Here is a 25,374-nt window from a genome sequence, read left to right as displayed (position 1 = left end):
TTTGTTACGATATGACTTATTCTCTACCTGTTAGAATAAACGTAAAATCATTGTCTACGGGTGTGCCGTTGCCATCATTAATATATACCTCAAAAGTGCCGTTACCATTAAAATTAAAAGAAGCTATTCTCATTGAACCAGCCGTAGTAGGGGCATTGTCAATTTCAGGAGATACCACCAGAGAGCGGATAGCACTACTTGTATTTACATCTGTGGTAATGGTATACACTCCCGTTGAGTTTTTTACAAGAGTCTTAAGTCCAAAGCTACCATAGATCGATCCGGCTGCTCTTATAAAACCCCATGCGGCTATTTGATTGTCGGCATAAATAGAGCCATATGAGTTCACTCCGTTTCCTAACTGAGTAGAGGATTGTGCCTGACCGTTTAGATTTATTTTTTCAAGAGGATCCAGGTTTATGCTTCTACTTTTGATACCTACACTTTCGGCATTTTCGGTAGAGTTCATACTAATTTCTGATGGGAAACTGGTCCCTGTTGCGGAGATGATAAAGTCAGTGTTTTTGTTCTGTGGAAGCTCTTTATGGGTAGGCTGAAGCTGATTGGGTACACTCCCGATAATGATCGGCCTGTCTGGGTCGCCATTGATAAAGCTAATCAAAACTTCATCACCTATTTCTGGAATGAAAGAGAAACCAGAAGTACTACCATGAGATGGTTTCATTATCGGAACCCAGACCCGTGGTCCCTCTTCACCAAAGAGGCTGGGATACCATACAAAATAGACCTGAACACGGCCATGCTCATCTACATGTCTGGTTTCACCTTCAGGGCCAGTGACTACAGCATGGGTTATTTCGTTCACTTTTTTATGGCCTTCTTTTGCCTTTTTTCGGAAAGGGGTGCTGGTATTGACGTACTCAAAAGTATTACTGTAATACAGCTTCTCATTTCCTCCTTTGTCCTGAATAAACCCTGAATGGTGAACAGCGGTGATTAGGTACTCATCACTAAGTTCGTCATCAAAAGTATCATCCAAATAAAAAAGGTAACCAGGTGCTGTCTCCATGTAATTCCCCCAGGCAAACCATGTTCTTTTCTCATGTTCTTCCATTAATGCCAAATTCTCGGATGCTTCACCAAGCTCTACGGGACTAATGTATTTGTTTCCGAGTCGGTATGTCTGAAAGTTATTCCCACCATTTAAATAAGTACTACTTGTAGCAGAGCCAAGTTGGTCACGATACTGGAGCACCTTGTTCTTTCCTGGTATAATAGCTGTTCCGGTTCCGGTGTAAAATATTCTTGTCGCTACCAGACTGTCTGTCGAGGTATTCGGACCATCGTAGACTAAGGTATCAATGTCATTTAGGTTAGAGGCTAGGCCGTCAACGAAAACCATCTTTGGGTCAGTGGTATTAGACTCTAAATAGTACCATAAACCATAGTCAGCAGCTACTCTGGTTATGAAGTCCAAGTCTGTTTCCTCGTATTGGGTTTTTAATGAGAACACAGGGGTATTTTCTACAAAATCAGGACTTTGTAAACCTACAAGACCAAAAATTTCAGTTGCAATATCGTTTAAGTCTAGCTCCTGAAATACCTTAAAGTTCTCGTTTATAGAAAGTGGGTAGTATGAAGGCTCGATCGTTATCAGATAATAATATTCTTCTTTGTAGCCTACATATTGGCTCATTGTAACAACTCCTTCAAAAATTCTTTCTACTCCCGCTTTATTGAAAAGTGAAAAGGTAGCCTCTTCTCCAAGCATATCAATCTGGTCTTTTTTGGTATTTATCTTCCACAAAACACATACTTTGGGTAGTTGATTAATCTCCTCTTTGATGTCAAAAGCAATGACTTCTGCCTTTTTGCTTGTAATACCAGTGATATCTAAATCAGCCGGCTTATCAGGCCCGGGGTAATCTTTATACTTCGCAATTTGGTGAAGGTCAAGAGGATCATTTTCAAGAAAATTGGCCATTAAGCCAAAAGCAAGATTATAGTCCTTTTGACGTATCACTTCTAAATCCTCTGTGCTGATTTTGTTTGGTTCAATAAGCACATTCTGTGAAAAGAGTGAAATAGAGATAGAAGTCAGCAGGAAGAAAAGAGTAAGGTGTTTCATAAATCATGGCTATCGTTGCATGAAATTAGGGCGATCAAAGCTGATAGTCCAGAGTTTTTTATAATACGGCAAAAGGCCCATATAGGTCAAAATGAATGATTGAACCAAAAACGCTATTCTTTGACCTCTTTTTGTTAAAGCTTATCGTCAGAAGACTATCAAATTTGTAATTCAAAAGCCGTGAGACATGGTTTTTGTGAGTACAAATGAATTAGAATAAACACCTATAGCAATGTCTACAACCTTATTTGATAAAGTTTGGGATGCTCACGTAGTGAAGAAGATTGAGGATGGTCCTGATGTATTTTTTATCGACCGTCACTTTATTCATGAGGTGACAAGCCCAGTGGCCTTTTTAGGTCTTGAAAACCGTGGAATCGGCGTTATGTTCCCAGACCGTACCTTTGCTACGGCAGATCATAATACTCCTACCATTAATCAGCACCTTCCTGTGGAAGATCCGCTTTCAGCTAATCAGTTAAAAGCACTAGAAACCAATACTGGCAAGTATGGAATTTCTCACTGGGGTCTTGGCCACCAGAAGAATGGTATTGTTCACGTAATAGGACCAGAGAATGGTATCACACTTCCGGGGATGACCATCGTATGTGGTGACTCACATACCTCTACGCACGGAGCCTTCGGAGCTATTGCCTTTGGTATTGGTACTTCAGAAGTAGAAATGGTGCTATCGTCTCAGTGTATCATGCAGCCTAAGCCTAAGAAAATGAGAATCACCGTGAATGGTGAACTGGGCAAAGGAGTAATGCCTAAAGATGTCATCCTTTATATCATCTCTAAAATTTCTGCTGCAGGTGCTACAGGATATTTTGTAGAATATGCTGGTGATGTTTTTGAGAAAATGAGCATGGAAGGCCGTATGACGGTGTGTAACATGTCTATTGAGATGGGTGCTCGTGGCGGGATGATTGCCCCTGACGAAACCACACTCAATTATTTGAAAGGCAGAGAGCAGTCTCCAAAAGGAGAAAAATGGGATGAGTTAGTAGAATACTGGAATACCCTAAAGACTGACGAAGGAGCTACCTTCGACGAGGAATTAGTGTATGACGCTGCTGATATTGAACCTCAAATTACTTACGGTACAAACCCTGGTCTGGGAACCGGAATTTCTAACGGAGTGCCTAAGGCGAGTGATGTAATTGATGGTGAAGCATCTTTCAAAAAGTCACTAAACTATATGGGCTTCAATGAGGGTGACTCGTTGATTGGTACCGATGTAGACTACGTTTTCCTTGGTAGCTGTACCAATGGTCGTATCGAAGACTTCAGAGCTTTTGCTTCAGTGGTGAAAGGTAAGAAGAAAGCAGATAATGTGACTGCGTGGCTAGTTCCGGGTTCGCATATAGTAGAAGCACAGATTCAGGAAGAAGGTATTCTTGACATTCTAACTGAAGCAGGTTTTGCCCTACGTCAGCCGGGTTGTTCAGCCTGTTTGGCAATGAATGATGATAAGATTCCGGCTGGTAAGCTGGCCGTTTCTACCTCAAACAGAAACTTTGAGGGTCGTCAAGGGCCAAATTCAAGAACAATGCTCGCTTCTCCACTTGTAGCTGCCGCAGCTGCAGTAACAGGAAAAGTGACAGATCCGAGGGAGTTTTTGTAGCAGTACTCGGCAAACGGCCTTCAGCAATCGGCTATTTGTAATTCTATGAGAGACTTTAAAAAATATGATGTCTGGGTCAATGCACATTCTTTTGTATTGGATGTCTACCAGATTACTCAGAGTTTCCCAATAGAAGAGAAGTTTGGGTTGATATCACAGTACAGAAGAGCAGCTGTATCAATCACCAATAATATAGCAGAAGGCTGTGCAAAAAGAAGCGAGAAAGATTTTGCCAGATTTTTGGAAATGGCGGCAGGGTCTTCGTTTGAATGTCAGAATTTGAACATTCTTTCAAAAGATCTCGGCTTCATTGATATTGAAGTGTATAATAATTTTGATGGTAAAGTTGTGGTAATCAAGAAACAACTCTATCAACTAATAAATAAATTAAAATAATACGGTTGAGGTTGTGTAGCCGAAAGCTTACCGCCGAAAGCCGTTAGTATATTATGGCATACGATAAGTTTACAGTTTTGAAATCTAACTGCGTTCCTTTGCCTTTAGAGAACGTAGACACAGACCAGATTATACCTGCTCGTTTTTTGAAAGCAACAAAGCGTGAGGGATTTGGTGATAACCTTTTTAGAGATTGGCGTTATAATAACGACGACTCACCTAAAGAGGATTTTGTTTTAAACAACCCTACATATTCTGGTAAGGTGTTAGTGGCTGGCCGTAACTTCGGTTCGGGTTCAAGCCGCGAGCACGCAGCATGGGCCATATATGATTATGGATTCAGATGTGTGATCAGCTCTTTCTTTGCAGATATTTTCAAAGGGAATGCACTGAATATCGGGATTCTGCCTGTAACGGTTTCTCCGGCTTTTTTAGATCAGATTTTTAAGGCTATTGAAGCTGATGCAAATGCAGAAGTAGAAGTAGATCTTCCTGGTCAAAAGGTGACGATTGTGGCTACAGGCGAAAGTGAAAGCTTTGAGATCAATGGTTATAAGAAAAATAACATGATCAATGGCTTTGATGACATCGATTATCTTCAAAATATGAAAGAAGAGATCGGTGAATTTGCTAAAACAAGACCATTTTAATGGTCATTAGCCTTCTGCCATTAGCTTATTGAAAAGCTAGTTGATGGCTGAAAGCCAAGACCAGAGAGCCCAATGAAAAGACACATTGAAATAATGGATACCACTCTCCGCGATGGTGAACAAACCAGCGGAGTATCTTTTTCTGCTTCAGAAAAACTGACTGCAGCTCAGCTGCTGTTGGAGGAGGTGAAAGTAGATAGGATAGAGGTGGCTTCTGCCAGAGTTTCTGATGGCGAGCTTGATGCTGTAAAGCGAATAACTTCATGGGCAGCTGAAAAGGGACTTCTGGAAAAAGTGGAGGTGCTCACTTTTGTAGATGGTGATGCTTCTCTCAACTGGATGGAAGAGGCAGGTGCTATAACCATGAACCTTCTGACAAAAGGCTCTTTGAATCATTTGAAGCATCAGCTCAAAAAGACTCCGGAAGAGCATTTTTCCCAAATTGAGGAGATCGTACACAAAGCCGAGGCGAAAGGTATTGGAGTGAATGTCTATCTGGAAGACTGGAGCAATGGCATGCGTCATTCTTTAGACTATGTTTTTCAGCATTTAGACTTTACCACAAAACTCCCAATAAAGCGAATTTTATTGCCGGACACGCTTGGAGTATTGACTCCGGAAGAAAGCTATGACTTCCTTAAAACCCTGGTAGAACGCTACCCGGATACTCATTTTGACTTCCACGGTCATAATGATTATGACCTTGGTGTGGCTAACGTTATGCAGGCCGTAAAAGCGGGAGCTCACGGTATTCACCTAACGGTCAATGGGCTGGGTGAAAGAGCGGGAAATGCAGCCCTGGCAAGTGCAGTGGCTGTACTGACAGATTTCGTAAAAGATGTGACTTTTAATGTAGATGAGAGCACCTTATACAAAATCAGTAGAATCATAGAAGGGTATTCTGGTCTGAGAATTTCGGCGAATCAGCCAATAGTAGGAGAGAGTGTATTTACTCAAACCGCAGGTATTCACGCAGATGGCGATAAGAAAAACAACCTTTACGTAAGTGAGCTAAAGCCAGGCCGTTTTGGAAGAAGAACACTATATGCATTGGGCAAATCATCGGGTAAAGCCAATATAGAGCAGAACCTAAAAATGCTCGGTATCAGTCTTCCTGATGAAGACCTAAAAAAGGTCACTAAAAGAATTATTCAGCTCGGTGATAAAAAGGAGACTGTAACTCGTGAAGACTTGCCGTTTATCATTGCCGATGTGCTTGATAGAGCACCGGCAGTTGAGAATATTACGGTGATGAATTATGTGCTTACACACTCTAAAGGTCTGCAGCCGTCGGCTACTCTTCAGCTCAAAATAAACGATAAGGTTTATGAAGAAAATGCCCAGGGTGATGGCCAGTATGATGCCTTCATGAACGCCCTTCAAAAGGTTATGACCAAAGAAGGCCTTGAGTTACCGGAGTTGATTGATTATGCAGTGCGTATTCCACCGGGAGGTAGAACAGATGCTCTTTGTGAAACGATCATCACCTGGAAATACAAGCACCAAAAGAAAGAAATGAAGACCCGTGGACTAGATTCTGACCAAACAGTGTCGGCAATTGAAGCCACGATGAAAATGTTGAACTTGATTTGATTAAAGCAGTCGGCGGTCAGCAATCGGCAGTCGGCAAAAAGTATAGAATAGGAAATTTTAATTGCTGAAGGCCAACAGCCAACAGCCCAAAGCCAAAAAATGAACTTAAATATTGCAGTATTAGCCGGAGACGGCATCGGACCGGAAGTAGTAGCACAAGCTCAGAAAGTGTGTGATGCTATCGCAAAAAAATATGAACACACTATTAATTGGACTCCAGCCCTAACGGGTGCTGCGGCCATTGATGCTGTTGGTAATCCTTATCCTGATGAAACGCACCAAATCTGTATGGACTCAGATGCGGTTTTATTTGGGGCCATTGGTTTACCTCGTTTTGATAACGACCCTTCAAATCCGGTACGTCCTGAGCAAGGACTATTAGCCATGCGTAAGAAATTAGGCTTGTACGCTAATATTCGTCCTACTATGGTATTCCCTTCTCTTCTTCATAAATCGCCGCTTCGTCAGGAGCTGATTGAGAATGCGGATTTCGTATGTATTCGTGAATTGACAGGCGGTATTTACTTCGGTGATAAAGGAAGAGACGAAAGTAGAAATACGGCGTTTGATCATTGTGTGTATACACGTGAAGAGGTAGAAAGAATTATCAGACTAGCTTATGGTTATGCCATGCAGCGTAATAAAAAGCTGACTATTGTAGACAAAGCGAACGTCCTGGAAACATCCAGACTATGGAGAGAGGTAGGTCAGCAGTTAGAAAAAGAGTACCCTGAAGTAGAAACAGAATACTTATTGGTAGATGCTGCAGCCATGCGTATCATCCAATGGCCAGAAGGATTTGACGTAATGGTAACAGAAAATATGTTCGGTGATATATTGACCGACGAGGCCTCTGTAATCTCAGGTTCTATGGGACTAATGCCTTCAGCTTCTATTGGTTTACATACGTCAGTTTTTGAGCCAATACACGGTTCATATCCGCAAGCTACGGGTAAGAATATTGCCAACCCTATTGGTACTGTACTTTCCGCGGCTATGATGTTTGAATATGCATTTAAACTGGAGGCTGAAGCACAGGAGATTAAAGACGTGGTTAATAAGTCTTTGGCAGAAGGTGTAGTCACTGAAGACATCGCAGGTAAAGACAAGGCTTACGGTACTTCTGAAGTAGGAGACTGGTTAGCCTCACAGATAAAGTAACAACAAAACCATCATCATATACAGTTTGAGGAAAAACCTCATTTGAGGAACAAGTAAAGAAAAGAAACCCCTGGTTCAATGAGCCAGGGGTTTTTACTTTTAATGTATTTTATGTGAAAGGTTAATACCTTACTACCTTTCTCATTTCTTCATTGACTTTTATGAAGTACACACCCGGAGAAAAGTTTCTGGTATCTAGTTCGGCCAGCTGCAGTCCTTCTTGATTCACGTTATGTACTATTCTCTCAAAAAGTCTGCCGTCACCGGTAATTACATCTATATTTTCTACTTGTGCCTCATCTGACCAAAACTCTATTCTTGTAAAAGAGTTAGAAGGGTTGGTATACACTCTTAAAGGAGTTTTTTCAACAGAAATTTCAGGTTTTAAGTCTAAGGAGACTTCCTGTGCATTGCCCAGCAAAGGACATAGGAATAGAAGGTAGAGTAATGATTTCATTGTAGTATAGTTTCTAAGTAGTACTACAATTTAGCCTAAAAACTTCAGACACAGAAGCCTATAAACCAAAAAACACCCTCCCGATCATTCGAGAAGGTGCTTCCTTATAGTTTAGGGGGTATATCTTTATGAATACGAGTTTAGCATTACCGGCATAACCAGCATCAGCATATCCTCGTTTTCTGCTTTATCTTCCGGCACAATGAGGCCAGCTCTGTTAGGCTGAGACATCTCTAGTGTAAGGTTATCTGTGTTCAGATTGCTCAGCATCTCTACCAAGAATTTGGCATTAAAACCAATTTCTATTGGCTCACCACCATATTCACAGCTTAGCTTTTCATTGGCCTCATTGCTGTAGTCAAGATCTTCAGCAGAGATTTCAAGGTTATTGTCCTCTACTTTTAGCCTGATCTGGTGAGTGGTTTTGTTAGAGTAAATAGAGATTCTCTTTAGGGTGCTTAATAACTCAGCACGGCCTATTTTCATATGATTTGGGTTATTCTGAGGAATCACGTTTTCGTAATCAGGGAAACGCTCATCTATCAGACGACAAATCATTTTGATATTTCCGAAACTGAAGAATGCATTTGAGTTGCTAAACTCAGCTTTTACAGGAAGCACCTCAGATGGTAAGCTAGACTTCAAAAGAGTCAAAGCTTTGCGAGGCAATATCATACTCGTAGAGTTATCTGACTTCACATCTTCACGTCTGTAGCGAATTAGCCTGTGACCGTCAGTGGCTACAAAAGTAGTGTGCTCGTCGCCTAGTTGAACATAAACCCCTGTCATGGCAGGTCTAAGGTCATCGGTGCTCGTCGCAAAAATGGTATTGGCAATGGCAGTACCCAGGACATCTGAGTCCAGCTCAATACTAAAGTTTCTGTTTACCTCAGGGGCACGTGGGAAATCCATTGGATTCTCACCAGCCAGTTTAAATCTACCGTTGGCGGTTACTATTTCAGTTCCGAAAGTCTCTTCGTCTACTGTGATTGTAACAGGTTGCTCTGGTAAACTTCTAAGGGTTTCCATCAGAAGTTTTGCCGGTACGGCAATAGAACCCTTGTCTGAAGATTCTACCTGTGCTTCTGTGATCATCACAGTTTGCATATCAGAGGCCGTAATGGTAAGGTTTGTTTCGTCTAATTGAAGAAGGAAATTTTCAAGAATCGGAACTATCGGGTTATTGGCAATTACACCACTGATGGTGGCTAAGTGCTTCAATAGCTCTGATGATGAAACGATAAACTTCATATATGGATGATTAAAAGGTTATAGTCGTTTATAAAACTAGGCAAAGTTAGTCAAAATGACATAAAAACAGCGGTTCAAATAAATTTTTAGGGTAGAACTTAACGACCGTATTGTCTTCGCCAAAAATATCCCTTCAGACCTCCTAAAATGAGAATGAGTAAGGATGGTAAAAGTAGGTTGGTTAATTGTAACCTGAATCTTTCATCCCTGATTTTGATCGTATCCAGTGGTCTGAGTTTTACCTCTTTGTTGCGGGCTGTGATAACACCATTATCATCGATGAGGTAGTCTATGGCATTCATCAAAAAATCCTTATTCCCGAAAGTATGTTGGCTGACTTTATCAAAACCAAGCGGCAGGGGCTCGCCATTCCTGCGGTCAATCTCATTGACAATTAGATCGCCATCTGAGCAAATGATCATTTTAGTAGGCTCACTTAAGGCTTTGAAATATTCACTCCTCGGGTCAGATGGTAAAATACGGTTTTCATACAGCGACTTAAATCGGCCCTCTAGCAAATAGCCGATTTCTTTGACTCCGTTATTGTATTCTTCGGTATCTGTGTCTTTGCGTGCATCATTATAAGTTACCAGTGCTGGTGCTTGCAAAACTTTGGTGTAAGGCGTAGTGCCGAGCAAAGGAGTTTTCTTTGTGCCGGTACCTGGAATTGTATCAATTGTAGAAGCAAATCTGGAGATGACCAGGTCAATATTTTTAGTGATTAGACTTTCTCCAAAATTTCCCACCAAAGGGAAAAAACGATAGGGGATAGGCTGAATATTTGGTTTGTCTCCCATATTACCAACCACCAAAGGCACCATGGCCGCACTACCTCCATCTTTCACCATATCAGTGTTTAGTCTGATACCGTATTTGAAGAAAAGGTCGTCAAGGTTATGACGTAAAGGCTGAGCATAAGAGCCCTCCAGACCAATGGAATCTACCTTAAGCCCATCCACAAAAAAGAGGGCTTTACCGCCATACATGACATACTGATCAATCTTATACTTGGTGGTATCATCAACTTGTAAATCGGGCTTTGGAAGGATCAGGGCATCAAGTCCGATGAACGATTCTGAGGTTTTTGCGTCAACAATAAACAAATCGTAATACTCTTGCAGACCATTGATAAGTCCTGCAAAATTTATTGGCTCCAGCTGAGTAAACTCAGTGAGCAGACCAACCTTTTTACGTTCTGCAGAGGAAAGTTTGCGGAAAGCTTTCGCAAAGGAATACTCCAGGTTTTCGTAAGACTGATTTAGTTTTTCCTGTGCAGAGAGGGCTTGATTGCCTTGCAAAAGCAAAACGGTTTCTTCCTTTGAATTTGTTTTTACTACGGCGTAAGGAAAAACAAGAGTTTCGGTTTTTTGCCCACCTTGGGTGTCAAAAATATTGGTTGGCTGTACTCCTTTTGAGATTAGAGTGTCAATAAATGCGTTTCGTTGCTCTGGATTGCTGATGCTGTTGGGGTCAAAGAATCGGTAGCTCAAATTGGTGCCGGCATAGTTCTTAAATTCCCCGAGTGTTTCGTCTACTGCTTTTTTGAGTCGCTCAAAACCACCGGGAAGATCATTGCCATCGAGATAGACCTCTATTTCTACAGGCTCGCCCAGTCTTGTAACGAGGTTTTTACTTGCTTCAGAGATACTGTATCTTTTTTCTTCGGTCAGGTCTTGTCTAAAAAAGAACCACGCTGATAAGACATTGACCAAAACCACTGCGGCAATAAATAGGAAAAGCTTTGAGTATTTACTCATTGAGCAATCACGTGTTTTTTAATCAGGTACAAAAATTAGATTTATTTTGTAGAAAAACGAATGAAATGAAGACAGCCGCATACTGGATAGAAAAACTTCATCTTAACCCTCACCCAGAAGGAGGGTATTTTTCCGAAACCTACAGGTCTGAGTTGACGGTGAAAACCGACGATTTTGGGATGCCCGGAAAAAGGAACTTTGCCACTGGCATTTATTTTCTGATGGAGAAGCAAAATTTCTCGGCATTCCATAGAATTAAGTCTGATGAAATGTGGCATTTCTATGCAGGTGATCCTCTTGAGGTTTTCTTTATTGACTCTCAGGGTGCAGTGCAAAGAATTTTACTCGGCAATAACCCCGAAAATGGTGAAGTATTTCAAGCTGTGGTACCTGCTGGAGTGTGGTTTGGCTCCAGGCCGGTAGCGGGTGGCTCATACTCTTTAGTGGGCTGTACCGTTTCTCCCGGCTTTGATTTTCAGGATTTTGAGATGGCAAAAAGAGCCACTCTTAAGGCTCAATACCCCGAACATCAAAGAATTATTGAAGAGCTTACCAGAGATTAATACATTTGCAGAAAAAACAACGAAACGAATGCTTCAAAGAATTCAAAGTTTGCTTCTCTTATTATCTGCCATAGCACTAGGTGTGTTTTTAAGTACAAACACTTGGACTGGCGGTACAGAAGGAAACGAAATATTGGTCAACCCTTATCAGATTGTTCAGACAAAAGGTGGGCTGGCCGCTTTTAAAAAAGAAATCTTTTATGTGGCTGTATTGGCTGCCATAGCCATTGCGGTAGGTGTATTTACCATTTTTCAATACAAAAATCGAGTGCGTCAAATGTTATTTGTAGCCTTGAACTCTCTATTGATAGGTGCTGCAGTAGCAGTAAGCGTTTACCATGTAAAATATGATGCCATGACGCTTGAAGGAGCCGGTGAAGGCAAATTTGAAATCGGGCTTTACGCTGGTTTTGCGGCCTTGGCCTTAAACTGGCTGGCAAACCGCTTCATCAAAAAGGATGAGAAAATGGTAAAAGACGCAGATAGAATGCGTTAGAGTTAATTAACGACCTTTTAAAAACCCTATTAGTTTTTCGATGGCCCTGCCTCGGTGACTGATAGGGTTTTTTTCTTCCATGCTCATCTGAGCAAAGGTGCGGTCATAGCCATCGGGCATAAATATTGGATCATATCCAAAGCCACCATCTCCGGTTTTACGGTCAATGATTTTTCCCTCTACAGCCCCTTCAAAAGTGAAAGTCTCTCCTGCAAGAATCATGGTTACCACTGTCTTGAAACGTGCAGTTCTGTTTTCAACATCCTTTAGATTAAGCAGAAGCTTGTCCATGTTTTTGTCATGGTTTCCGTGCTCACCGGCATAGCGTGCAGAATACACACCTGGTTCACCATTTAAGGCATCTACTACTAGTCCTGAGTCATCAGCTATACAATCAATATGATAGTTCTGATAAACGTAATCGGCCTTGATGAGTGAATTTCCCTCAAAAGTATCGGCCGTTTCAGCGATATCTTCGGTGCAGCCGATGTCTTGAAGTGTTTTGATTTCAAAATGGCCTTCAAGCATCTTTTGAAGCTCTTCTACTTTGTGTTGGTTATTCGTGGCGAGGCAGATGGTTTTCATAGCACTATTGTGTAGTTATAAATTCGGAAAAGCCTAAGCCCCCTCATTCATTCTTTCCGCATTTTCAGCAATCCTCAGCTTCTCAATAAATTCATTGATTTCGCCATCCATTACAGTAGGTAGGTTATAAACTGTTAGGCCGATTCTATGGTCGGTAACCCGACTTTGTGGGTAATTATAAGTTCTAATCTTATCTGATCTATCACCACTCCCCACTAGAGACTTACGTTCTGAGCTAATGGCATCTTCATGTTTTTTGAGTTCGGCCTCATAAAGTCTGGAACGTAGTACAGTTAGGGCTTTATCGTAATTCTGATGCTGAGATCTACCGTCCTGGCATTCCACCACTGTGTTCGTCGGTAAGTGTGTAAGTCGAATCGCAGACTCGGTTTTGTTAACGTGCTGCCCACCTGCTCCAGATGCACGGAAGGTATCTTTTTTGATATCACCCATATTGAGCTCAAAATCCACTTCATCTGCCTCTGGCAAAACGGCCACAGAAGCGGCGGAGGTATGTACACGCCCCTGAGACTCTGTGGCAGGTACACGCTGAACACGGTGCACACCAGATTCAAACTTTAGTTTCCCGTAAACTTCTTCACCAGTAACTTCTGCAATGATCTCTTTATATCCTCCTGATGAGCCGGCATTAATATCCATGATGCTTATGCTCCAGCCAGGCTGATTTTCTACAAATCGCTGATACATTCGGAACAAATCTCCCGCAAAAATAGAAGCTTCATCACCGCCAGCACCGGCACGAATCTCGAGAATTGCATTTTTCTCATCATTCGGGTCTTTTGGTATGAGCATTTCTTTGAGAATCTCTTCCAACGCCTCTTTTTGTGGTTCAAGTTCCTCCAGCTCATCTTTGGCCATTTCCCGTAGCTCCTCGTCCTTTTCAGTATTCAGAATTTCTTTGGCACCAGCCAGATTTTCCAGAACTTCCTTATACTTTTTGTACTCGTTTACGATCTTCTCCAGATCCTTGTACTCTTTGCTAATCTTCTTAAACTTGACCATATCAGAGACCACTTCCGGCATCCCTATTTGTTGGGAAACCTCGTGAAACCTCTCTTTAATGGATTCTAATTGTTCTATCATATCATTACCGCTACTGGTGCCGCAAATTTACCCTTTTTTTAGTACCAATTGATGAGCTCTTCACTTGACTTCTTTTCTAATTTGGGCACCATGGCATTTTCAGAAGCATAACCTACCGGAAGTAGAAGGAAAGGCTTTTCGTTAACGGGTCTCTCTAGTATCTCTGATAAGAAACCCATAGGGCTGGGTGTATGCGTAAGAGTGACCAGACCACATTCATGTATAGCTTTGATAAGGAAACCACAGGCAAGCCCCACACTTTCATTAACATAGTAGTGTTGTTTTTTACTTCCGTCGGGCTTTAAGCCATACGATTGTTTGAAAACAATGATGATCCACGGAGCCTCTTCCAGAAAAGGCTTTTGCCAGTTAGTTTCAAACTTTTCCAAGTCTTTAAGCCATTCTTTGTTCATACGGTTGGTGTAGCTTTCGTATTCTTCTTTCTCTGCGGCTGTTCTGATTTTCTTTTTCAATGCAGCATCAGAAATAGCACAAAAGGTCCAAGGCTGCATATTGGCACCGCTTGGGGCACTACCGGCTGTAAGTATCAGTTTTTCAATGATTTCCTTACTTACCGGCGTGTTTGAAAACTCTCTTACAGATCTTCTTTTTTGAGAAAACGCCAATACTTTTTCTGCTCTTTGAGTCATTTCTGTTGAAGAAACGGTTTGGCTCTGATACTTTATCATTGATGTAGTGCTTTTGAAAAATGGAGTTCCGTAAAATAAAATTCTCTGCTATTTTATTTGGCGAACGCCAGTAAAATTAAGTCTTATTGCTTTGATTTGCGTGGTTCCTGTTGGAGCCGCAACATCGATTTTGATTGTTTGAATTATCAATTTATTAGACTATTATTGTTCTACAATTAACCATTTATTTGTTTTGACCATGAAAAAATTCTTATCTATTCTTTCTGTGCTATGTCTGACAATGACCTTCGCAATGGCTACAGAACCTCAGCAGGCTTTTTCGCTTAATGAAGATGAAATCTCAGCTGAGTTTGATCAACTAGACAAAATTGAGAAGTATGTTCAGGAGAGTGACGTAACACTTGAAGAATTGCAGGCTCAAAACTCTGATCTGGTTTCTGGTATCGAGTTAAGTGCTGATACTGCTGGTGCTCTTGCTGCAGATGAGCTTCCTCTTGGTATTCCTGCTTTCTGGTGGGGATGTGTACTTACTCTTCTTGGAGTAATTTTAGTATACGTTCTAACTGATCAGGATAAAGAGCAAACTAAGAAAGCTTTGATCGGTTGTTTAGTTACTGCTGGTGCTTACATTATTTTCTACGTAGTACTTTACGGTGCTATCTGGGGAACAGGTATCGGTTTCTAAGACCTCTTTGAAAACATTTTTGAAAGCCCAGACTATTTCTATAGTTTGGGCTTTGTTATTCACGGCGGTTAGATCTGGGGCTTTTATAATAAACCGGAGTCTATAGAGTTAGGGTTTATGAGACTTTAATGATGCTCCCCAACTGCTGAAAATGAACAAATGAAGAAACTTATTTACATACTCTTTTTTGCCTTGGCTTTCGCCAATTTTGCTTCGGCACAACAGTTTTACCGCTTTAAGGCCGATGTATCTGTAAAAGATAAACTGGCTGACGGTAAATACAGGCTTACCATGGGGAAAGTGTATTATGATAAAATCTACAAGAAAATAGTATACACGCTGAATTTCCCGGAGAAAGAAACTTTGGTGATTCAGGATACTACGCTTTTTACTATTGACAAGGCGGGTCTTCTGGTCAAAAGAAGCAAGACAGTACTCATGCCTGAGTTTACTGTTTTTCACCTAGCCCTTACCGGGAAACTCTCAGATTATGGGCTTACCAGCAATAAAGAAGAAAGAAGTATCTATAAAATTGAGAATGTAGAGAAAACAGATGAGGGAATACTCACCACTTGGGTGCCTACAGATGCAAAGCTCCGTGAGTTATTTGGCGATATAAAGATGCTTAAGAAAAACAGGAGGCTAGATGCCATGATTTTCTATGACAAAGATGGGAAAATGGTGAGTCGACAGTTTTTTAAGAAGTATACTAACGTTAAGGGAGTGGAGTTTCCGAGTGAGGTGACCATGATAAGTTATGGTGCTAACGGTGAAAAGAACATTCAAAGAACCACGTATAAAAACATAGTGACAGACCAGCAAGATGAAGATGAAATTTACAGGTATCGTATTCCTATTACTAAGTCTGCTGCTATGCGAAAATAGCATGGCCCAGTCGGGTAAAAGAAAGGATTTATACCGAAATATGCTGGAAGACGGCAATATTAAAAAGACCTACTGGCAGGCTCAAAACAACGCCAACGAAGTACAAACGGCCTTTTCGGGATTGTTTTTGTTTTACAAAGCATTCTTTTCTTCACAAGACCTGACGGTGTGTACATTTACGCCTTCGTGTTCAGAGTATGGTATTCTGGCTGTGAAGTCTCATGGAATGGTAAATGGAGGTCTTATGACCATGGATCGGCTTACCAGATGCAACGGCCTCTCTCCTCAAAATTACGACTTCGATAAAAAATTAATGCTTCTCAAAGATGACCCAACCAAAGAACCTTTGGTACAGATAGTGGCTTCTTATAAGTGATATTCATGAAGAAATACTTTATCCTTTTCTTTTCAATTCTTCTTTGTGGGGGTGTATCTCGGGCTCAGGATAGTCTTTATAATGAAAGCAATACCCGAAAGTTTGCTGAGTATCTCCTGGAGTCTGGTCAGTATTCGTTTGCTGTAAAGGAGTTTGAACGTTTAAACTATCTCAATCCGGAAGACCTGGACGCTAAACTAAACTTAATGAAGGCTTACCGGCTTTCGGGAGGGCTTGAAGATGGCATTAGAAGGAGCCAGCTTTTGTTTGAGGATATTCGTTATATCCCTCAAAAACATGCGGTGGAGTATTCTAAGTTATTGCTTAGCAATAGAAACTGGGAAACGGCACAGAGTTATTGGTTAAGTACCCACTCTTTATCCGAAAAAGATAAGGCACTCCTAAACACTACTGTCGAGATTTTCAATTCAGACTTTGTGGAGGCTCAGAAGTATGTCAATCTCGTGAACGACTCTACAGATTATCTGGCCGAGGGCTATAGGTCAATTATTGACAGAGGTCTTAATGGTAAACGCAAAAGCCCATTTCTTGCAGGAATGATGTCAACGGCAGTTCCTGGTTTGGGTAAAGCCTATACAGGCGACTGGAAAGATGGTATAGTTTCTTTGATTTTTACGGGTGGAATGGCATTTCAGGCGTACAGAAAGTTCAATCAATTTGGAGTGAATAATTACAGACCATGGGTTTATACCGTGATAGGTTCAGGTTTTTACCTTGGAAATATTTATGGATCTGTGAAGTCTGCAAAGAATAAGAATAGAAAACGAATCAACCTACTGCAGCATGAAGCGAGTGATCTTTTTAATGCTTATTACTAGCATTTCGGCTTTCACGCAGGGGATTGACCAAAGTTTTCAATTTGCCAATTCTCTGTATGAGCTGGGGCAATATCAGGAGTCGGTAGAAACCTTTAAACGAGTACTCTTTTTTGATGCCAAAGGAGAGTATGGTGCTCAATCTTACAAAAAGATGGCAGACTGCCTTTATGAAACGGGCGAGTATGGTGAGGCGGCCTACTACTATGATCTGGCATATTTTGTTCATTCAGGTGAAGAACAGGCGGCAATTACTCTTCAAAAAGCATCATGTCATCTCATTCTTAGAGAATATAATCAGGCCCAAATAGAGCTATTCAATCTACCCAATAGCCTCACCAAAGAGCAAGAGGAGCAGCGTCTTTTTTATGAAGCTATGCTGGCTTTTGCTACCGAGGATTTCGAGTCTGCAGAAGCCCTATTCAAAGGCATATCAACTGACACCTTGGCGGTGCACGAGCTCTTCAGAGAAAATGATAAGATCAACAAGCTGAGCCCTAAAAAAGCGAAGATTCTAAGCATTATCTTACCTGGTTTGGGCCAGTTTTATGCCGGGGACGTTAAGAATGGAATAAATTCTATGTTATTGACGGGAGGGCTGTTATTTCTGGGAGCCAGGTCTGCCGTAAATACATCTATTTTAGATGCTTCCATCTCGGTTTTGCCTTGGTTTCAGCGGTACTACAGTGGAGGTTATAATAAGGCAGAAGCCATAGCTGAAGCAAAAATAAAGGAACGTAGATTTAAGGTTTTTAATGCCTTGCTTGATGAGGTGGAGGTTGAAAATTGATAATTTTGAATTATGAGCTCTCAAGAATTTACCCATTTAGATAATGCTGGAAATCCTTCTATGGTAGACGTAGGAGAAAAGCCGGTGACCAAACGCATCGCTAAAGCCAGAAGCATAGTGGTTTTGGATGACGAAATCATGAAGAAGCTTCAAGGTGAAGAAATTCATACCAAAAAAGGGCCGGTGTTTCAGACGGCTATTATTGCCGGAGTGATGGCGGCCAAAAAGACCGGGGAACTGATTCCGCTTTGTCACCCGCTGGGGCTGGAAAACTGCCAGGTAGAAATATCCATGAATGATCAAAACGAAGTAGAAATCATCTGCACGGCCTCGCTAACAGGGAAAACCGGAATAGAAATGGAGGCTCTTACTGGTGCGTCTGTGGCGGCACTTACCATCTATGATATGTGCAAGGCCTTTTCGCATAATATCGTCATTAGGGAAACAAGGTTGATTGCAAAGAGTGGTGGAAAGAGGGATTTTGTGTTAGAAAACTAGTTCACCGCAAAGTCGCAATGACGCTAAGTTCATAAGTTGTTCTGTAGCAATTATTACGTGGCTATAATAAAAGACTTCCGAATTTCGCCGAATGCTTCTCAAATACTGGAAATATCTCAAGCTCACTATTTTGATTATTGTACCATTGGCAATTCTCATATTCCCACTGGAAACCTTTATCAATTCTCCCGCAATCTGCGACCCCAATGATCCTAATTACAACAGTTGCGGCATCTGGCAGGCCATTTATTCTTTTCTGCATCTTAATTTTGAAGCTGTCAAACTTTATAATAAAAGAGGGTTTGTGTTTGGCCCTGTTTTCTTAGGACTTTGGGGCTGGGAATTATTTGACGAAATTAGAAGCTTTAAAAGGGTCATATGAAAAAGCATCAAAAACACGCCAAGTTAGCAAAACCCTCCATAGGGAATTTTAACCGAAATGAATTGGCTCTGGTAGGGTCACCTTGTGGCGACATTCAGGATTTGGCTGCTCTTCTAATTCAAAAGCTGGACAATACTGCCATAACATATGTAGATGCTGACCATGCTTTCGGAGACTCAGAGACTGAAGGTCTGGGCAAAAATGAGTTGACCGATAAAATCAAATACATCCGTTACGATAAGCAGTCTTTGAATGATTTTGACAAGCAGATCTTATTGAATGATCAGGATTTGGTTTTAGTCAATGGAAATCACTTTCAGGCTCAGAAACAGCTGGTGCTTATTCATTCAAAAAAGGAGGCCTCACTAAAGAAGAGAATAGACCAGCTCACCAATGTCATTGGTTTTGTGCTCTATGATGTGGAAGCTTCATTTGAATGGCTAGGAGAGTTGGCCAAAGACGTCCCGGTCTTTTCACATAATCAGGTTGATGAGATATCTGATTTGATTAAAACGACTTGCCCCGCTCCGACAGTTAAGGCCTTGATTTTAGCCGGTGGCAAAAGTACACGAATGGGTGAGGATAAAGGTCAAATCAATTATCATGGAAAACCTCAGGTAGATTATCTAATTGATGAGTTTGAAAAGTTGGAAATTGAGACTTTTGTTTCTTGTAGGCCAGAGCAATACCCGGATTATCAAAGAATCACGGATAAGTTTGAGGGTTTGGGGCCGTTTGGAGCCATTGCTTCTGCTTTTCAGCAGGATCCTAATGCCGCATGGCTGGTAGCGGCTTGTGACCTTCCACTCGTCAATGCTGATGTTTTTCAGGAGTTATTAACCCAGCGAGATTCTGGAAAAATGGCAACCGCCTTCTTTAACCAGGAAACTGATTTTCCAGATCCACTAATCACTTTGTGGGAGCCTAAAGCTTATATGCGATTAATGGAGTTTTTAGCCCTGGGCTACAGCTGCCCCAGAAAGGTACTGATCAATAGTGAAATCTGTATGATTAAGCCTTCAAATCCAGCCGTTTTGAAGAATGTAAATACACCAGAGGAGAGAGAAGAGTTTGAGCTTAAGGAGTAGCACTTACCCAAACTTCACCATCTTCGAAAATCTCTTTTTTCCAAATGGGAACTGTTTCTTTTAGGGTGTCAATACAATACTGGCAGGCCTCAAAAGCCGCCTTTCTATGAGCAGAAGAAACGGCTATAATCACGGGTAATTCCCCGATTTCAAGAGTTCCTACCCTATGATGAATAGCCACTTTCAATACCCCGAACTTTTGAATTGCTTGCTCGGCTATTTTCTGCATTTCAGAAATCGCCATAGGCTCATAGGCTTCAAAATCGAGGCGGGTGACCGTTTTGCCTTTGGTCTGGTTTCTCACCGCTCCCACAAAGTGCACAATACCACCAGCTCCGGGGTCTTCTACGAATGACTCACATGCAGCTAATTGAAGACTTTCGTTTGAAAGAAGAATTTGAATATGATTTGAATCCTTATTCGTCATTGTTTCTAGCAAGTTTTTCACCCTCCACTCACAGGTGGAATCAGAACAATTTCATCTTTTTCTGTAATGATCTGTTCTTCATTCCCATACTCTTCATTGACCGCAATTCTTAAAGAATTGAGCTTTTGAAATTCAGGAAAATCAGAAATCAGTTTTTGCTTTAGCACTTCTACAGAGGCCCCCTCTTCAAGCTCTATTTCTTTTTCAAAACCGCCGAGAATATCACGGGTAATGCCAAAACACAAGACTTTTATTTTCATGATTTTACTCTTTTAGGCCAGCAGATGTTTGTACAAAATTCTAATACCTACATAAAAAACCAACACTGCCGTAGCTTTTCTTACGGTGATAGAGTTAAAACGTTTGGTACCCATGTAAGTTCCTATAAAACCGCCAATGCCTACGGTAATCATTAGCGTAAGTGCCAGCTGCCAGTCGAGTTCAAAACCTACAGAGCTCATCTGCCCGGCCAGGCCAGAGATGCTATTGACCAGAATAAAAAAGCTTGCTGTGGCAGAGATAACCTTGGCCTCATCCCACTTGAGAAGATATAGAAGCGGTGAAAGAAAAATACCTCCACCTATTCCTACCAGACCAGACAAGAAACCTATACTTCCGCCTACCAGGCCATTAAACCACCAGCTATCAGTTTTAAGGTTTATTTCTGTGGCTTGCAGACTCTTCTGAATCCACATAAGTATTGCGGCAGCTACTAAAGCTGTACCCAGTACGATAAAAAAGACTTCTTCTTCTATGGGTATCCTGCCACCTAAATAGGCAAAAGGAATACTAAAAAGAGCCAAAGGCATCACCTTTTTAAGTTTGAGAAACCCTTTTTTAAAGAATTGGAAAGTACCATTAGAAACGACAGTAATATTGCAAAGCAAAGAAATGGCTCGGAGTGTAATAAAATCAATGCCGAATAGTGTTAAAATCGCCAAATAGCTGCTTCCCCCTCCGAAACCTACCGATGAGTATAAAACTGCTATCCCAAAGAAAAGCAGGATTAGCTCGATATGTTCAATGAAGAAATTCATTTCGTTTTTAGGTTATGATAAAGTGTAAATCGGATGTTATCACGTTTTAGGTAGGTCAATCCATCTGACAGCTGTTGTACAGATCGAAGATAACCAAGCTCTACTCCCAGAGGGGCACAAATTTTATAATTTAACGCGGCATATAGTCTGTTGGCGTCAAAAGTGTTAAAGACAATGTTTTTTCCCGCATTGATAAAAACTTCGTCGCTTAGTTTTAGTGTCAGATTCTCATTTAATGGTTTTGAGACCGTAAACATATATCTAAATCGCCAATTGAAAGTACCTTCAGATACGGGGTTTGACATGAAAAAACGTTCTTCAAATCTTATTCTATGAGAAAGGTCTAACTTCTTTTCCTTTTGTGTGAATGTCAATAGTTGATTAAATCGCATTTCACTTCGGGAAGTTGGGTTCTCTGAAAATGGCTCGGGTGGGTTAGCATTTGAAAAAGTAATACCACCTGATACGGTGAGACTCGGTTCAGGATTAAAATGTAAAAGACTGTGTCCAATTGTCTGAAACCTATTCCAAGAACTCATAAATAATCTATTATCAACCTCATTAGTCCAGCTGATTTTGGCCGTTATCGGTAAAGAGATGGAATACCTCGTCCAGAGGAGATCTTGATTCTCTGATAATGTCTTTTTCTGAGCCGAAGAATTGAAACAAAGGCCAGAAAAAATGAGTAACATAGCTGTGTACTTAACGATAGTCATGAATTCAACCTTCTGCGTTTTAGAAACGTAATAAACTTTTCCAAAAGCCCTTCGGCTCTTCATTGTTTTCAATATTTTCTTCGGGGTATTGTCCTCCGTTGGCACTGAGACTTTCTAACTGCTCTACGTAGCTTTTGAGGTCCTCATCCAGCTCAAAACTTTTGTCTTCTGCCATGACCAGTTCTTTTGAGATAAAACTATCAGACAAGTCAGGGACAAGACCCATTCTTTGAGCCAAAATCACCATGGCCGTGGCCCAGATGCATACATTGGCTTCAATTGTTACCCCGGCTTCTCTTTTGTAGGCTTTAATAATAAACTGGCTTCCCTCGTTAAAACGATTGACATCATGATTAAGAATACCCTCAATACACATATAATCTCCTTTCTCAAAACCTCGGAGGTTTGCCGCTTTTATTTGTTTAAACCGAGGAAGGTGCTCATCAATTAAAGCCTGATTTTGGGTCAGCATCCCCTTTTTAATTAAAGAGGCTGTGAAATTATAATTGGCTTTGTGTTCATTACCCAAGACAATAACGTTCTTTAGATATTTCTGAAAAAAAGCTTCGTTTTTACAGCAAAGCCCATAATTATATCCATGCCAATTTTCATGGCATACAATTTCTAGCCTTTTTTTAAATTCCAGATTTGGGTACTTTTTAAGAACAAGTTCATTTTGAAGATGCTCTACGAAAAGTGCTTTGAAGAGGTTATTTCTTGCCTCATTAATATTGGCTTGATAAAGATAATATATTGAAAGAGCCTCATATTCATAGTTTTTGCAAAGGGCATTAAAACTATTGCTTCTATATATTCTAAGATTACCTAATGACTCTATGTTGTCCTTCGAATAATCCTCATATTCCTGTTTGTATTTTCCCATGTCAGTTAACTCTAACTACTGCAGCATTACCTAAATAATCTATCTGAACAATATATTTTTCAATCAGTTGTTCTTTATTTTTAATCATATGATCGATCAATTCTCCACTTTGTCTTAATTGCGAATTTGTACTGGCCTTATACCTTCGCATTAATTGGTCAATCCAAACTCCCATCATCTGAAAACTACCGTAGCCTTTACCCAAACTTACACCTGTAGGAATAGTTTTGGATGTATAGCTTTTGACTTCAATCATAATCATTTTTGATTACTAGTGGCACGACTCCTTCTTTTTTTGTGGTTAGTCGTGCCACAAGTTTAAAGATCCTTCAAAACCAGCTTCTTTAAACTGCCCAGATTATGGCCAGAGCTAAAGACATCAATATAGGGCAAGGCGGCCTGCATGGCGGCGGCTTTGGGTTGATACTCGGGGTTTCCAGCTAAGGGGTTCACCCATACCACTTTTTTTGCACGGGTTTTGATTTTTCTCATCGCTGCAGAAACCAAAGAAGCCTCGCCTGTATCCAGGCCATCACTCACTATAATCACAATTGTTTTGCTGTCTATGCGTTGATTGATTTTTTGAGAGACAAACTCATTCAGACTTTTGCCAATCTTGGTGCCACCACTCCAGTTTGGCACATAATCGCCCAGATTTGCAAAAGCTCGTTTAAAATCTTTGCGGTAAATATGCTCTGAGATTTTTGTGAGTGAAGAACTGAACACGTAGGTATCTATTCTGGGATAAACCTGCTGAAAGGCATGCATAAACTGAACAAAAAAACGACTGTACACTTCCATGGACCTACTTACATCTGTAAGCAAAACTATACGTACTGCTCTGGGCTTTTTCCGGGTAAATACAAGCTCATTTATCTCAGTACCCCTTTTTAGATTTTTTCTGAGAGTTGCTTTCAGGTTTGGCTGTGTGGCGGTTTTGGAGAAAACATTTCTTCTCCCTGGCTTTTTTCTGATTCTTCTGGCCAGTTGCCTGATCAGCTCTTGCGATGCTCTTAGGTCTTCATCGGTAAAACCAGAGAGGTCTTTTTCTGTTAATCTTAATTCTCCGCCATAGGCGGCCAATTCATCTTCCTCCTGCTTACCACCATGGAGCCAGTTTTTGAGAGATTTAAAGGAAGCCTCAGACTGCGGAGTTCTCTTCTTTACCTCTTTAGCCTGTTCCTTAATTTTAGCGTCTACACCTTTTTTACGTTCTTTAAAATAAAGGTCAAAATGCTGGTCAAAGTCCTGATAGTTTTGGTGGCTGGTAGGAAACACGCTTTTGAGGGTTAGTTTGAAACCGGCTTTATCAAAATGACCTACTTTCAAACCTTCTAAAGCCAGAGCCTCACGAGCCGCAGAAATGTCATAACCTTTTGACCGCAGGTATCTTCCAAAATCGGTGATTTGCTCTGTCAATGAAGTTATCCGACTGATCATATAACCTCATCAATTTTTGACTTAATGCCCACCTTTTCCATGAGTTCAGAAAGTGAAAGCTGAGTATTTCTTATATCCTCCCAGTCTTTGAGAACAACACCCAGCGTTTGCTCTATTAGCGTTTTATCAAGATGTTCAAAATGCATTTCTGCCAAGGCCATAGCCCAGTCAAGACTCTCTGCCACACCCGGTTTTTTGTTTAAGTCTTCTTTGCGAAGCTCCTGCATAAAAAGGGTAATTTGGGCCGCTAGTTTCTCATCAATTTCTGGCAATTTGGTTTTGATGATCTGTACCTCTTTTTCAAAGGAAGGGTAGTCAATCCACAGATATAAACATCTTCTTCTAAGAGCTTCTGAGAGTTCTCTGGTGCGGTTTCCGGTTACCACCACAAAGGGCTTTGACAAGGCTTTCACCGTGCCGATCTCGGGGATCGTGATTTGCCAATCAGACAGGATTTCCAGCAGGTAACTTTCAAATTCTTCATCTGCCCTATCGAGCTCATCAATGAGCAATACGGGAGCCTCCTTTTGAGTAATAGCCTGTAGCAAAGGTCTTTTTGACAAAAACTGCTCAGAGAACAGCTCGTCTACCTCTATTTTCTGTTTATCCGTTTTTTCAATCTCCAGTTTTTTGAGATAAAGTAATTGCTGCTGATAATTCCATTCATAAATGGCTTGGCTGGCATCAAGCCCTTCATAACACTGCAAACGAATAAGATTTGTGCCCAAAAGAGTAGCCATCATTTTAGCTATCTCGGTTTTGCCTACTCCGGCCGGCCCTTCTATTAAGATAGGTTTCTGAAGCTTCAAAGCCAGAAAAATAGACATTGCTGTGGCGTCGTCTGAGATATATCCTCCTTTAGAAAGCTGCTGCTGTATTTCGTCTTTTGATTGGAATGTCATACTTAAAAATAAGGGAAACCACCCGAAATCGGGTGGCTTCACAGTTTACA

General features: G+C 41.0%; 30 protein-coding genes. 15 read left to right on the top strand and 15 right to left on the bottom strand.

All coding sequences use genetic code 11. The annotated features are described in order from the left end of the window. Positions 1-16 precede the first annotated feature (16 nt). Positions 17-2,089, bottom strand: coding sequence for a type VI secretion system Vgr family protein (locus ACUXV0_RS11990; protein ID WP_446189795.1), 2,073 nt, complete (start codon positions 2,087-2,089; stop codon positions 17-19). A 232-nt stretch (positions 2,090-2,321) separates the two neighbouring features. On the opposite strand from ACUXV0_RS11990, the gene leuC reads away from it, so the two are divergent. The 5 genes from leuC (at position 2,322) to leuB (ending at position 7,516) form a co-directional block, all read left to right on the top strand. Next, a complete protein-coding gene (gene leuC, locus ACUXV0_RS11985; protein ID WP_446189794.1) occupies positions 2,322-3,716 on the top strand; it encodes a 3-isopropylmalate dehydratase large subunit in 1,395 nt (464 codons plus the stop codon). A 45-nt stretch (positions 3,717-3,761) separates the two neighbouring features. Beyond that, positions 3,762-4,112, top strand: coding sequence for a four helix bundle protein (locus ACUXV0_RS11980; RefSeq protein WP_446189793.1), 351 nt, complete (start codon positions 3,762-3,764; stop codon positions 4,110-4,112). 53 nt (positions 4,113-4,165) lie between these two features. Further along, positions 4,166-4,762, top strand: coding sequence for a 3-isopropylmalate dehydratase small subunit (leuD, locus tag ACUXV0_RS11975; RefSeq protein WP_446189792.1), 597 nt, complete (start codon positions 4,166-4,168; stop codon positions 4,760-4,762). Positions 4,763-4,834: 72 nt separating this feature from the next. Beyond that, a complete protein-coding gene (locus ACUXV0_RS11970) occupies positions 4,835-6,355 on the top strand; it encodes an alpha-isopropylmalate synthase regulatory domain-containing protein (RefSeq protein ID WP_446189791.1) in 1,521 nt (506 codons plus the stop codon). 99 nt (positions 6,356-6,454) lie between these two features. Beyond that, complete coding sequence (gene leuB / locus ACUXV0_RS11965; RefSeq protein WP_446189790.1) at positions 6,455-7,516, top strand: 3-isopropylmalate dehydrogenase; 1,062 nt, start codon at positions 6,455-6,457, stop codon at positions 7,514-7,516. A gap of 121 nt (positions 7,517-7,637) precedes the next feature. Here the strand turns inward: leuB and ACUXV0_RS11960 are convergent, their stop codons facing one another. From ACUXV0_RS11960 to gldG, 3 genes are all read right to left on the bottom strand, one after another. After that, on the bottom strand, positions 7,638-7,973 hold the full coding sequence (locus ACUXV0_RS11960) for a T9SS type A sorting domain-containing protein (protein ID WP_446189789.1): 336 nt from the start codon (positions 7,971-7,973) through the stop codon (positions 7,638-7,640). A 126-nt stretch (positions 7,974-8,099) separates the two neighbouring features. Then, positions 8,100-9,224, bottom strand: a complete 1,125-nt coding sequence (dnaN, locus tag ACUXV0_RS11955) for a DNA polymerase III subunit beta (RefSeq protein WP_446189788.1) — start codon at positions 9,222-9,224, stop codon at positions 8,100-8,102. Positions 9,225-9,322: 98 nt separating this feature from the next. Further along, positions 9,323-10,981: a gliding motility-associated ABC transporter substrate-binding protein GldG gene (gene gldG / locus ACUXV0_RS11950; RefSeq protein ID WP_446189787.1), complete on the bottom strand. Its 1,659-nt coding sequence runs from the start codon at positions 10,979-10,981 to the stop codon at positions 9,323-9,325. Positions 10,982-11,046: 65 nt separating this feature from the next. Between gldG and ACUXV0_RS11945 the strand changes: the two genes are divergently transcribed. Further along, the gene (locus ACUXV0_RS11945) at positions 11,047-11,544 is read left to right on the top strand and encodes a cupin domain-containing protein (protein ID WP_446189786.1); all 498 of its coding nucleotides are present in this window, start codon (positions 11,047-11,049) and stop codon (positions 11,542-11,544) included. 28 nt (positions 11,545-11,572) lie between these two features. Next, positions 11,573-12,040, top strand: coding sequence for a DUF4293 domain-containing protein (locus ACUXV0_RS11940; protein WP_446189785.1), 468 nt, complete (start codon positions 11,573-11,575; stop codon positions 12,038-12,040). A 6-nt stretch (positions 12,041-12,046) separates the two neighbouring features. Here ACUXV0_RS11940 and ACUXV0_RS11935 read toward each other — a convergent pair whose 3' ends face one another. The 3 genes from ACUXV0_RS11935 to ACUXV0_RS11925 are packed head-to-tail and all read right to left on the bottom strand — an operon-like array spanning position 12,047 to position 14,418. Continuing rightward, positions 12,047-12,625: a non-canonical purine NTP diphosphatase gene (locus tag ACUXV0_RS11935; RefSeq protein WP_446189784.1), complete on the bottom strand. Its 579-nt coding sequence runs from the start codon at positions 12,623-12,625 to the stop codon at positions 12,047-12,049. 33 nt (positions 12,626-12,658) lie between these two features. After that, on the bottom strand, positions 12,659-13,729 hold the full coding sequence (prfA, locus tag ACUXV0_RS11930) for a peptide chain release factor 1 (RefSeq protein WP_446189783.1): 1,071 nt from the start codon (positions 13,727-13,729) through the stop codon (positions 12,659-12,661). 38 nt (positions 13,730-13,767) lie between these two features. After that, the gene (locus tag ACUXV0_RS11925; protein ID WP_446189782.1) at positions 13,768-14,418 is read right to left on the bottom strand and encodes a nitroreductase family protein; all 651 of its coding nucleotides are present in this window, start codon (positions 14,416-14,418) and stop codon (positions 13,768-13,770) included. A 199-nt stretch (positions 14,419-14,617) separates the two neighbouring features. Here ACUXV0_RS11925 and ACUXV0_RS11920 point away from each other — a divergent pair, with 199 nt between their 5' ends. The 8 genes from ACUXV0_RS11920 to ACUXV0_RS11885 all read left to right on the top strand — a co-directional run bounded on the left by ACUXV0_RS11920 (position 14,618) and on the right by ACUXV0_RS11885 (position 19,919). Then, complete coding sequence (locus tag ACUXV0_RS11920) at positions 14,618-15,064, top strand: hypothetical protein (protein WP_446189781.1); 447 nt, start codon at positions 14,618-14,620, stop codon at positions 15,062-15,064. 159 nt (positions 15,065-15,223) lie between these two features. Then, on the top strand, positions 15,224-15,949 hold the full coding sequence (locus tag ACUXV0_RS11915; protein ID WP_446189780.1) for a hypothetical protein: 726 nt from the start codon (positions 15,224-15,226) through the stop codon (positions 15,947-15,949). Further along, the gene (gene yidD, locus ACUXV0_RS11910; RefSeq protein ID WP_446189779.1) at positions 15,894-16,325 is read left to right on the top strand and encodes a membrane protein insertion efficiency factor YidD; all 432 of its coding nucleotides are present in this window, start codon (positions 15,894-15,896) and stop codon (positions 16,323-16,325) included. Before ACUXV0_RS11915 ends, yidD begins: the two co-directional genes overlap by 56 nt. Before the next feature lie 5 nt (positions 16,326-16,330). Then, the gene (locus tag ACUXV0_RS11905; protein ID WP_446189778.1) at positions 16,331-17,164 is read left to right on the top strand and encodes a tetratricopeptide repeat protein; all 834 of its coding nucleotides are present in this window, start codon (positions 16,331-16,333) and stop codon (positions 17,162-17,164) included. Continuing rightward, entirely contained in the window at positions 17,151-17,951 is an 801-nt protein-coding gene (locus ACUXV0_RS11900; RefSeq protein WP_446189777.1) for a hypothetical protein, read from the top strand. Before ACUXV0_RS11905 ends, ACUXV0_RS11900 begins: the two co-directional genes overlap by 14 nt. Positions 17,952-17,963: 12 nt before the next feature. Next, positions 17,964-18,449 (top strand): cyclic pyranopterin monophosphate synthase MoaC, encoded by a 486-nt coding sequence (gene moaC / locus ACUXV0_RS11895; RefSeq protein ID WP_446189776.1) that lies wholly within the window; start codon positions 17,964-17,966, stop codon positions 18,447-18,449. Between the two features lie 91 nt (positions 18,450-18,540). After that, positions 18,541-18,831, top strand: coding sequence for a hypothetical protein (locus ACUXV0_RS11890; protein ID WP_446189775.1), 291 nt, complete (start codon positions 18,541-18,543; stop codon positions 18,829-18,831). Further along, the gene (locus tag ACUXV0_RS11885) at positions 18,828-19,919 is read left to right on the top strand and encodes an NTP transferase domain-containing protein (RefSeq protein ID WP_446189774.1); all 1,092 of its coding nucleotides are present in this window, start codon (positions 18,828-18,830) and stop codon (positions 19,917-19,919) included. Before ACUXV0_RS11890 ends, ACUXV0_RS11885 begins: the two co-directional genes overlap by 4 nt. Here ACUXV0_RS11885 and ACUXV0_RS11880 read toward each other — a convergent pair. The 8 genes from ACUXV0_RS11880 to ACUXV0_RS11845 form a co-directional block, all read right to left on the bottom strand. Then, positions 19,909-20,346 (bottom strand): molybdenum cofactor biosynthesis protein MoaE, encoded by a 438-nt coding sequence (locus ACUXV0_RS11880; protein WP_446189773.1) that lies wholly within the window; start codon positions 20,344-20,346, stop codon positions 19,909-19,911. The two genes, ACUXV0_RS11885 and ACUXV0_RS11880, sit on opposite strands and share 11 nt — an antisense overlap. Before the next feature lie 17 nt (positions 20,347-20,363). Continuing rightward, on the bottom strand, positions 20,364-20,606 hold the full coding sequence (locus tag ACUXV0_RS11875; protein WP_446189772.1) for a MoaD/ThiS family protein: 243 nt from the start codon (positions 20,604-20,606) through the stop codon (positions 20,364-20,366). Between the two features lie 12 nt (positions 20,607-20,618). Further along, positions 20,619-21,383, bottom strand: coding sequence for a sulfite exporter TauE/SafE family protein (locus tag ACUXV0_RS11870; RefSeq protein WP_446189771.1), 765 nt, complete (start codon positions 21,381-21,383; stop codon positions 20,619-20,621). Then, entirely contained in the window at positions 21,380-22,075 is a 696-nt protein-coding gene (locus ACUXV0_RS11865; RefSeq protein WP_446189770.1) for a DUF2490 domain-containing protein, read from the bottom strand. The genes ACUXV0_RS11870 and ACUXV0_RS11865 overlap by 4 nt, the downstream gene beginning before the upstream one ends. A gap of 43 nt (positions 22,076-22,118) precedes the next feature. Next, positions 22,119-22,982, bottom strand: a complete 864-nt coding sequence (locus ACUXV0_RS11860; RefSeq protein WP_446189769.1) for a hypothetical protein — start codon at positions 22,980-22,982, stop codon at positions 22,119-22,121. Between the two features lies 1 nt (position 22,983). After that, complete coding sequence (locus tag ACUXV0_RS11855; protein WP_446189768.1) at positions 22,984-23,238, bottom strand: hypothetical protein; 255 nt, start codon at positions 23,236-23,238, stop codon at positions 22,984-22,986. Between the two features lie 62 nt (positions 23,239-23,300). Continuing rightward, the gene (locus ACUXV0_RS11850; RefSeq protein WP_446189767.1) at positions 23,301-24,422 is read right to left on the bottom strand and encodes a vWA domain-containing protein; all 1,122 of its coding nucleotides are present in this window, start codon (positions 24,420-24,422) and stop codon (positions 23,301-23,303) included. Further along, entirely contained in the window at positions 24,419-25,324 is a 906-nt protein-coding gene (locus ACUXV0_RS11845) for an AAA family ATPase (RefSeq protein ID WP_446189766.1), read from the bottom strand. The genes ACUXV0_RS11850 and ACUXV0_RS11845 overlap by 4 nt, the downstream gene beginning before the upstream one ends. Positions 25,325-25,374 lie beyond the last annotated feature (50 nt).

Source organism: Jiulongibacter sp. NS-SX5 (assembly GCF_052828545.1).
The sequence above is the reverse complement of the archived record's forward strand: the minus strand, read 5'-3'. Positions and strand labels throughout refer to the sequence as shown.

Coding starts and splice junctions, on each gene's coding strand:
- ACUXV0_RS11990 (WP_446189795.1), bottom strand. CDS start 2,089: ATGAAACACCTTACTCTTTTCTTCCTGCTGACTTCTATCTCTATTTCA.
- leuC (WP_446189794.1), top strand. CDS start 2,322: ATGTCTACAACCTTATTTGATAAAGTTTGGGATGCTCACGTAGTGAAG.
- ACUXV0_RS11980 (WP_446189793.1), top strand. CDS start 3,762: ATGAGAGACTTTAAAAAATATGATGTCTGGGTCAATGCACATTCTTTT.
- leuD (WP_446189792.1), top strand. CDS start 4,166: ATGGCATACGATAAGTTTACAGTTTTGAAATCTAACTGCGTTCCTTTG.
- ACUXV0_RS11970 (WP_446189791.1), top strand. CDS start 4,835: ATGAAAAGACACATTGAAATAATGGATACCACTCTCCGCGATGGTGAA.
- leuB (WP_446189790.1), top strand. CDS start 6,455: ATGAACTTAAATATTGCAGTATTAGCCGGAGACGGCATCGGACCGGAA.
- ACUXV0_RS11960 (WP_446189789.1), bottom strand. CDS start 7,973: ATGAAATCATTACTCTACCTTCTATTCCTATGTCCTTTGCTGGGCAAT.
- dnaN (WP_446189788.1), bottom strand. CDS start 9,224: ATGAAGTTTATCGTTTCATCATCAGAGCTATTGAAGCACTTAGCCACC.
- gldG (WP_446189787.1), bottom strand. CDS start 10,981: ATGAGTAAATACTCAAAGCTTTTCCTATTTATTGCCGCAGTGGTTTTG.
- ACUXV0_RS11945 (WP_446189786.1), top strand. CDS start 11,047: ATGAAGACAGCCGCATACTGGATAGAAAAACTTCATCTTAACCCTCAC.
- ACUXV0_RS11940 (WP_446189785.1), top strand. CDS start 11,573: ATGCTTCAAAGAATTCAAAGTTTGCTTCTCTTATTATCTGCCATAGCA.
- ACUXV0_RS11935 (WP_446189784.1), bottom strand. CDS start 12,625: ATGAAAACCATCTGCCTCGCCACGAATAACCAACACAAAGTAGAAGAG.
- prfA (WP_446189783.1), bottom strand. CDS start 13,729: ATGATAGAACAATTAGAATCCATTAAAGAGAGGTTTCACGAGGTTTCC.
- ACUXV0_RS11925 (WP_446189782.1), bottom strand. CDS start 14,418: ATGATAAAGTATCAGAGCCAAACCGTTTCTTCAACAGAAATGACTCAA.
- ACUXV0_RS11920 (WP_446189781.1), top strand. CDS start 14,618: ATGAAAAAATTCTTATCTATTCTTTCTGTGCTATGTCTGACAATGACC.
- ACUXV0_RS11915 (WP_446189780.1), top strand. CDS start 15,224: ATGAAGAAACTTATTTACATACTCTTTTTTGCCTTGGCTTTCGCCAAT.
- yidD (WP_446189779.1), top strand. CDS start 15,894: ATGAAATTTACAGGTATCGTATTCCTATTACTAAGTCTGCTGCTATGC.
- ACUXV0_RS11905 (WP_446189778.1), top strand. CDS start 16,331: ATGAAGAAATACTTTATCCTTTTCTTTTCAATTCTTCTTTGTGGGGGT.
- ACUXV0_RS11900 (WP_446189777.1), top strand. CDS start 17,151: ATGCTTATTACTAGCATTTCGGCTTTCACGCAGGGGATTGACCAAAGT.
- moaC (WP_446189776.1), top strand. CDS start 17,964: ATGAGCTCTCAAGAATTTACCCATTTAGATAATGCTGGAAATCCTTCT.
- ACUXV0_RS11890 (WP_446189775.1), top strand. CDS start 18,541: ATGCTTCTCAAATACTGGAAATATCTCAAGCTCACTATTTTGATTATT.
- ACUXV0_RS11885 (WP_446189774.1), top strand. CDS start 18,828: ATGAAAAAGCATCAAAAACACGCCAAGTTAGCAAAACCCTCCATAGGG.
- ACUXV0_RS11880 (WP_446189773.1), bottom strand. CDS start 20,346: ATGACGAATAAGGATTCAAATCATATTCAAATTCTTCTTTCAAACGAA.
- ACUXV0_RS11875 (WP_446189772.1), bottom strand. CDS start 20,606: ATGAAAATAAAAGTCTTGTGTTTTGGCATTACCCGTGATATTCTCGGC.
- ACUXV0_RS11870 (WP_446189771.1), bottom strand. CDS start 21,383: ATGAATTTCTTCATTGAACATATCGAGCTAATCCTGCTTTTCTTTGGG.
- ACUXV0_RS11865 (WP_446189770.1), bottom strand. CDS start 22,075: ATGTTACTCATTTTTTCTGGCCTTTGTTTCAATTCTTCGGCTCAGAAA.
- ACUXV0_RS11860 (WP_446189769.1), bottom strand. CDS start 22,982: ATGGGAAAATACAAACAGGAATATGAGGATTATTCGAAGGACAACATA.
- ACUXV0_RS11855 (WP_446189768.1), bottom strand. CDS start 23,238: ATGATTGAAGTCAAAAGCTATACATCCAAAACTATTCCTACAGGTGTA.
- ACUXV0_RS11850 (WP_446189767.1), bottom strand. CDS start 24,422: ATGATCAGTCGGATAACTTCATTGACAGAGCAAATCACCGATTTTGGA.
- ACUXV0_RS11845 (WP_446189766.1), bottom strand. CDS start 25,324: ATGACATTCCAATCAAAAGACGAAATACAGCAGCAGCTTTCTAAAGGA.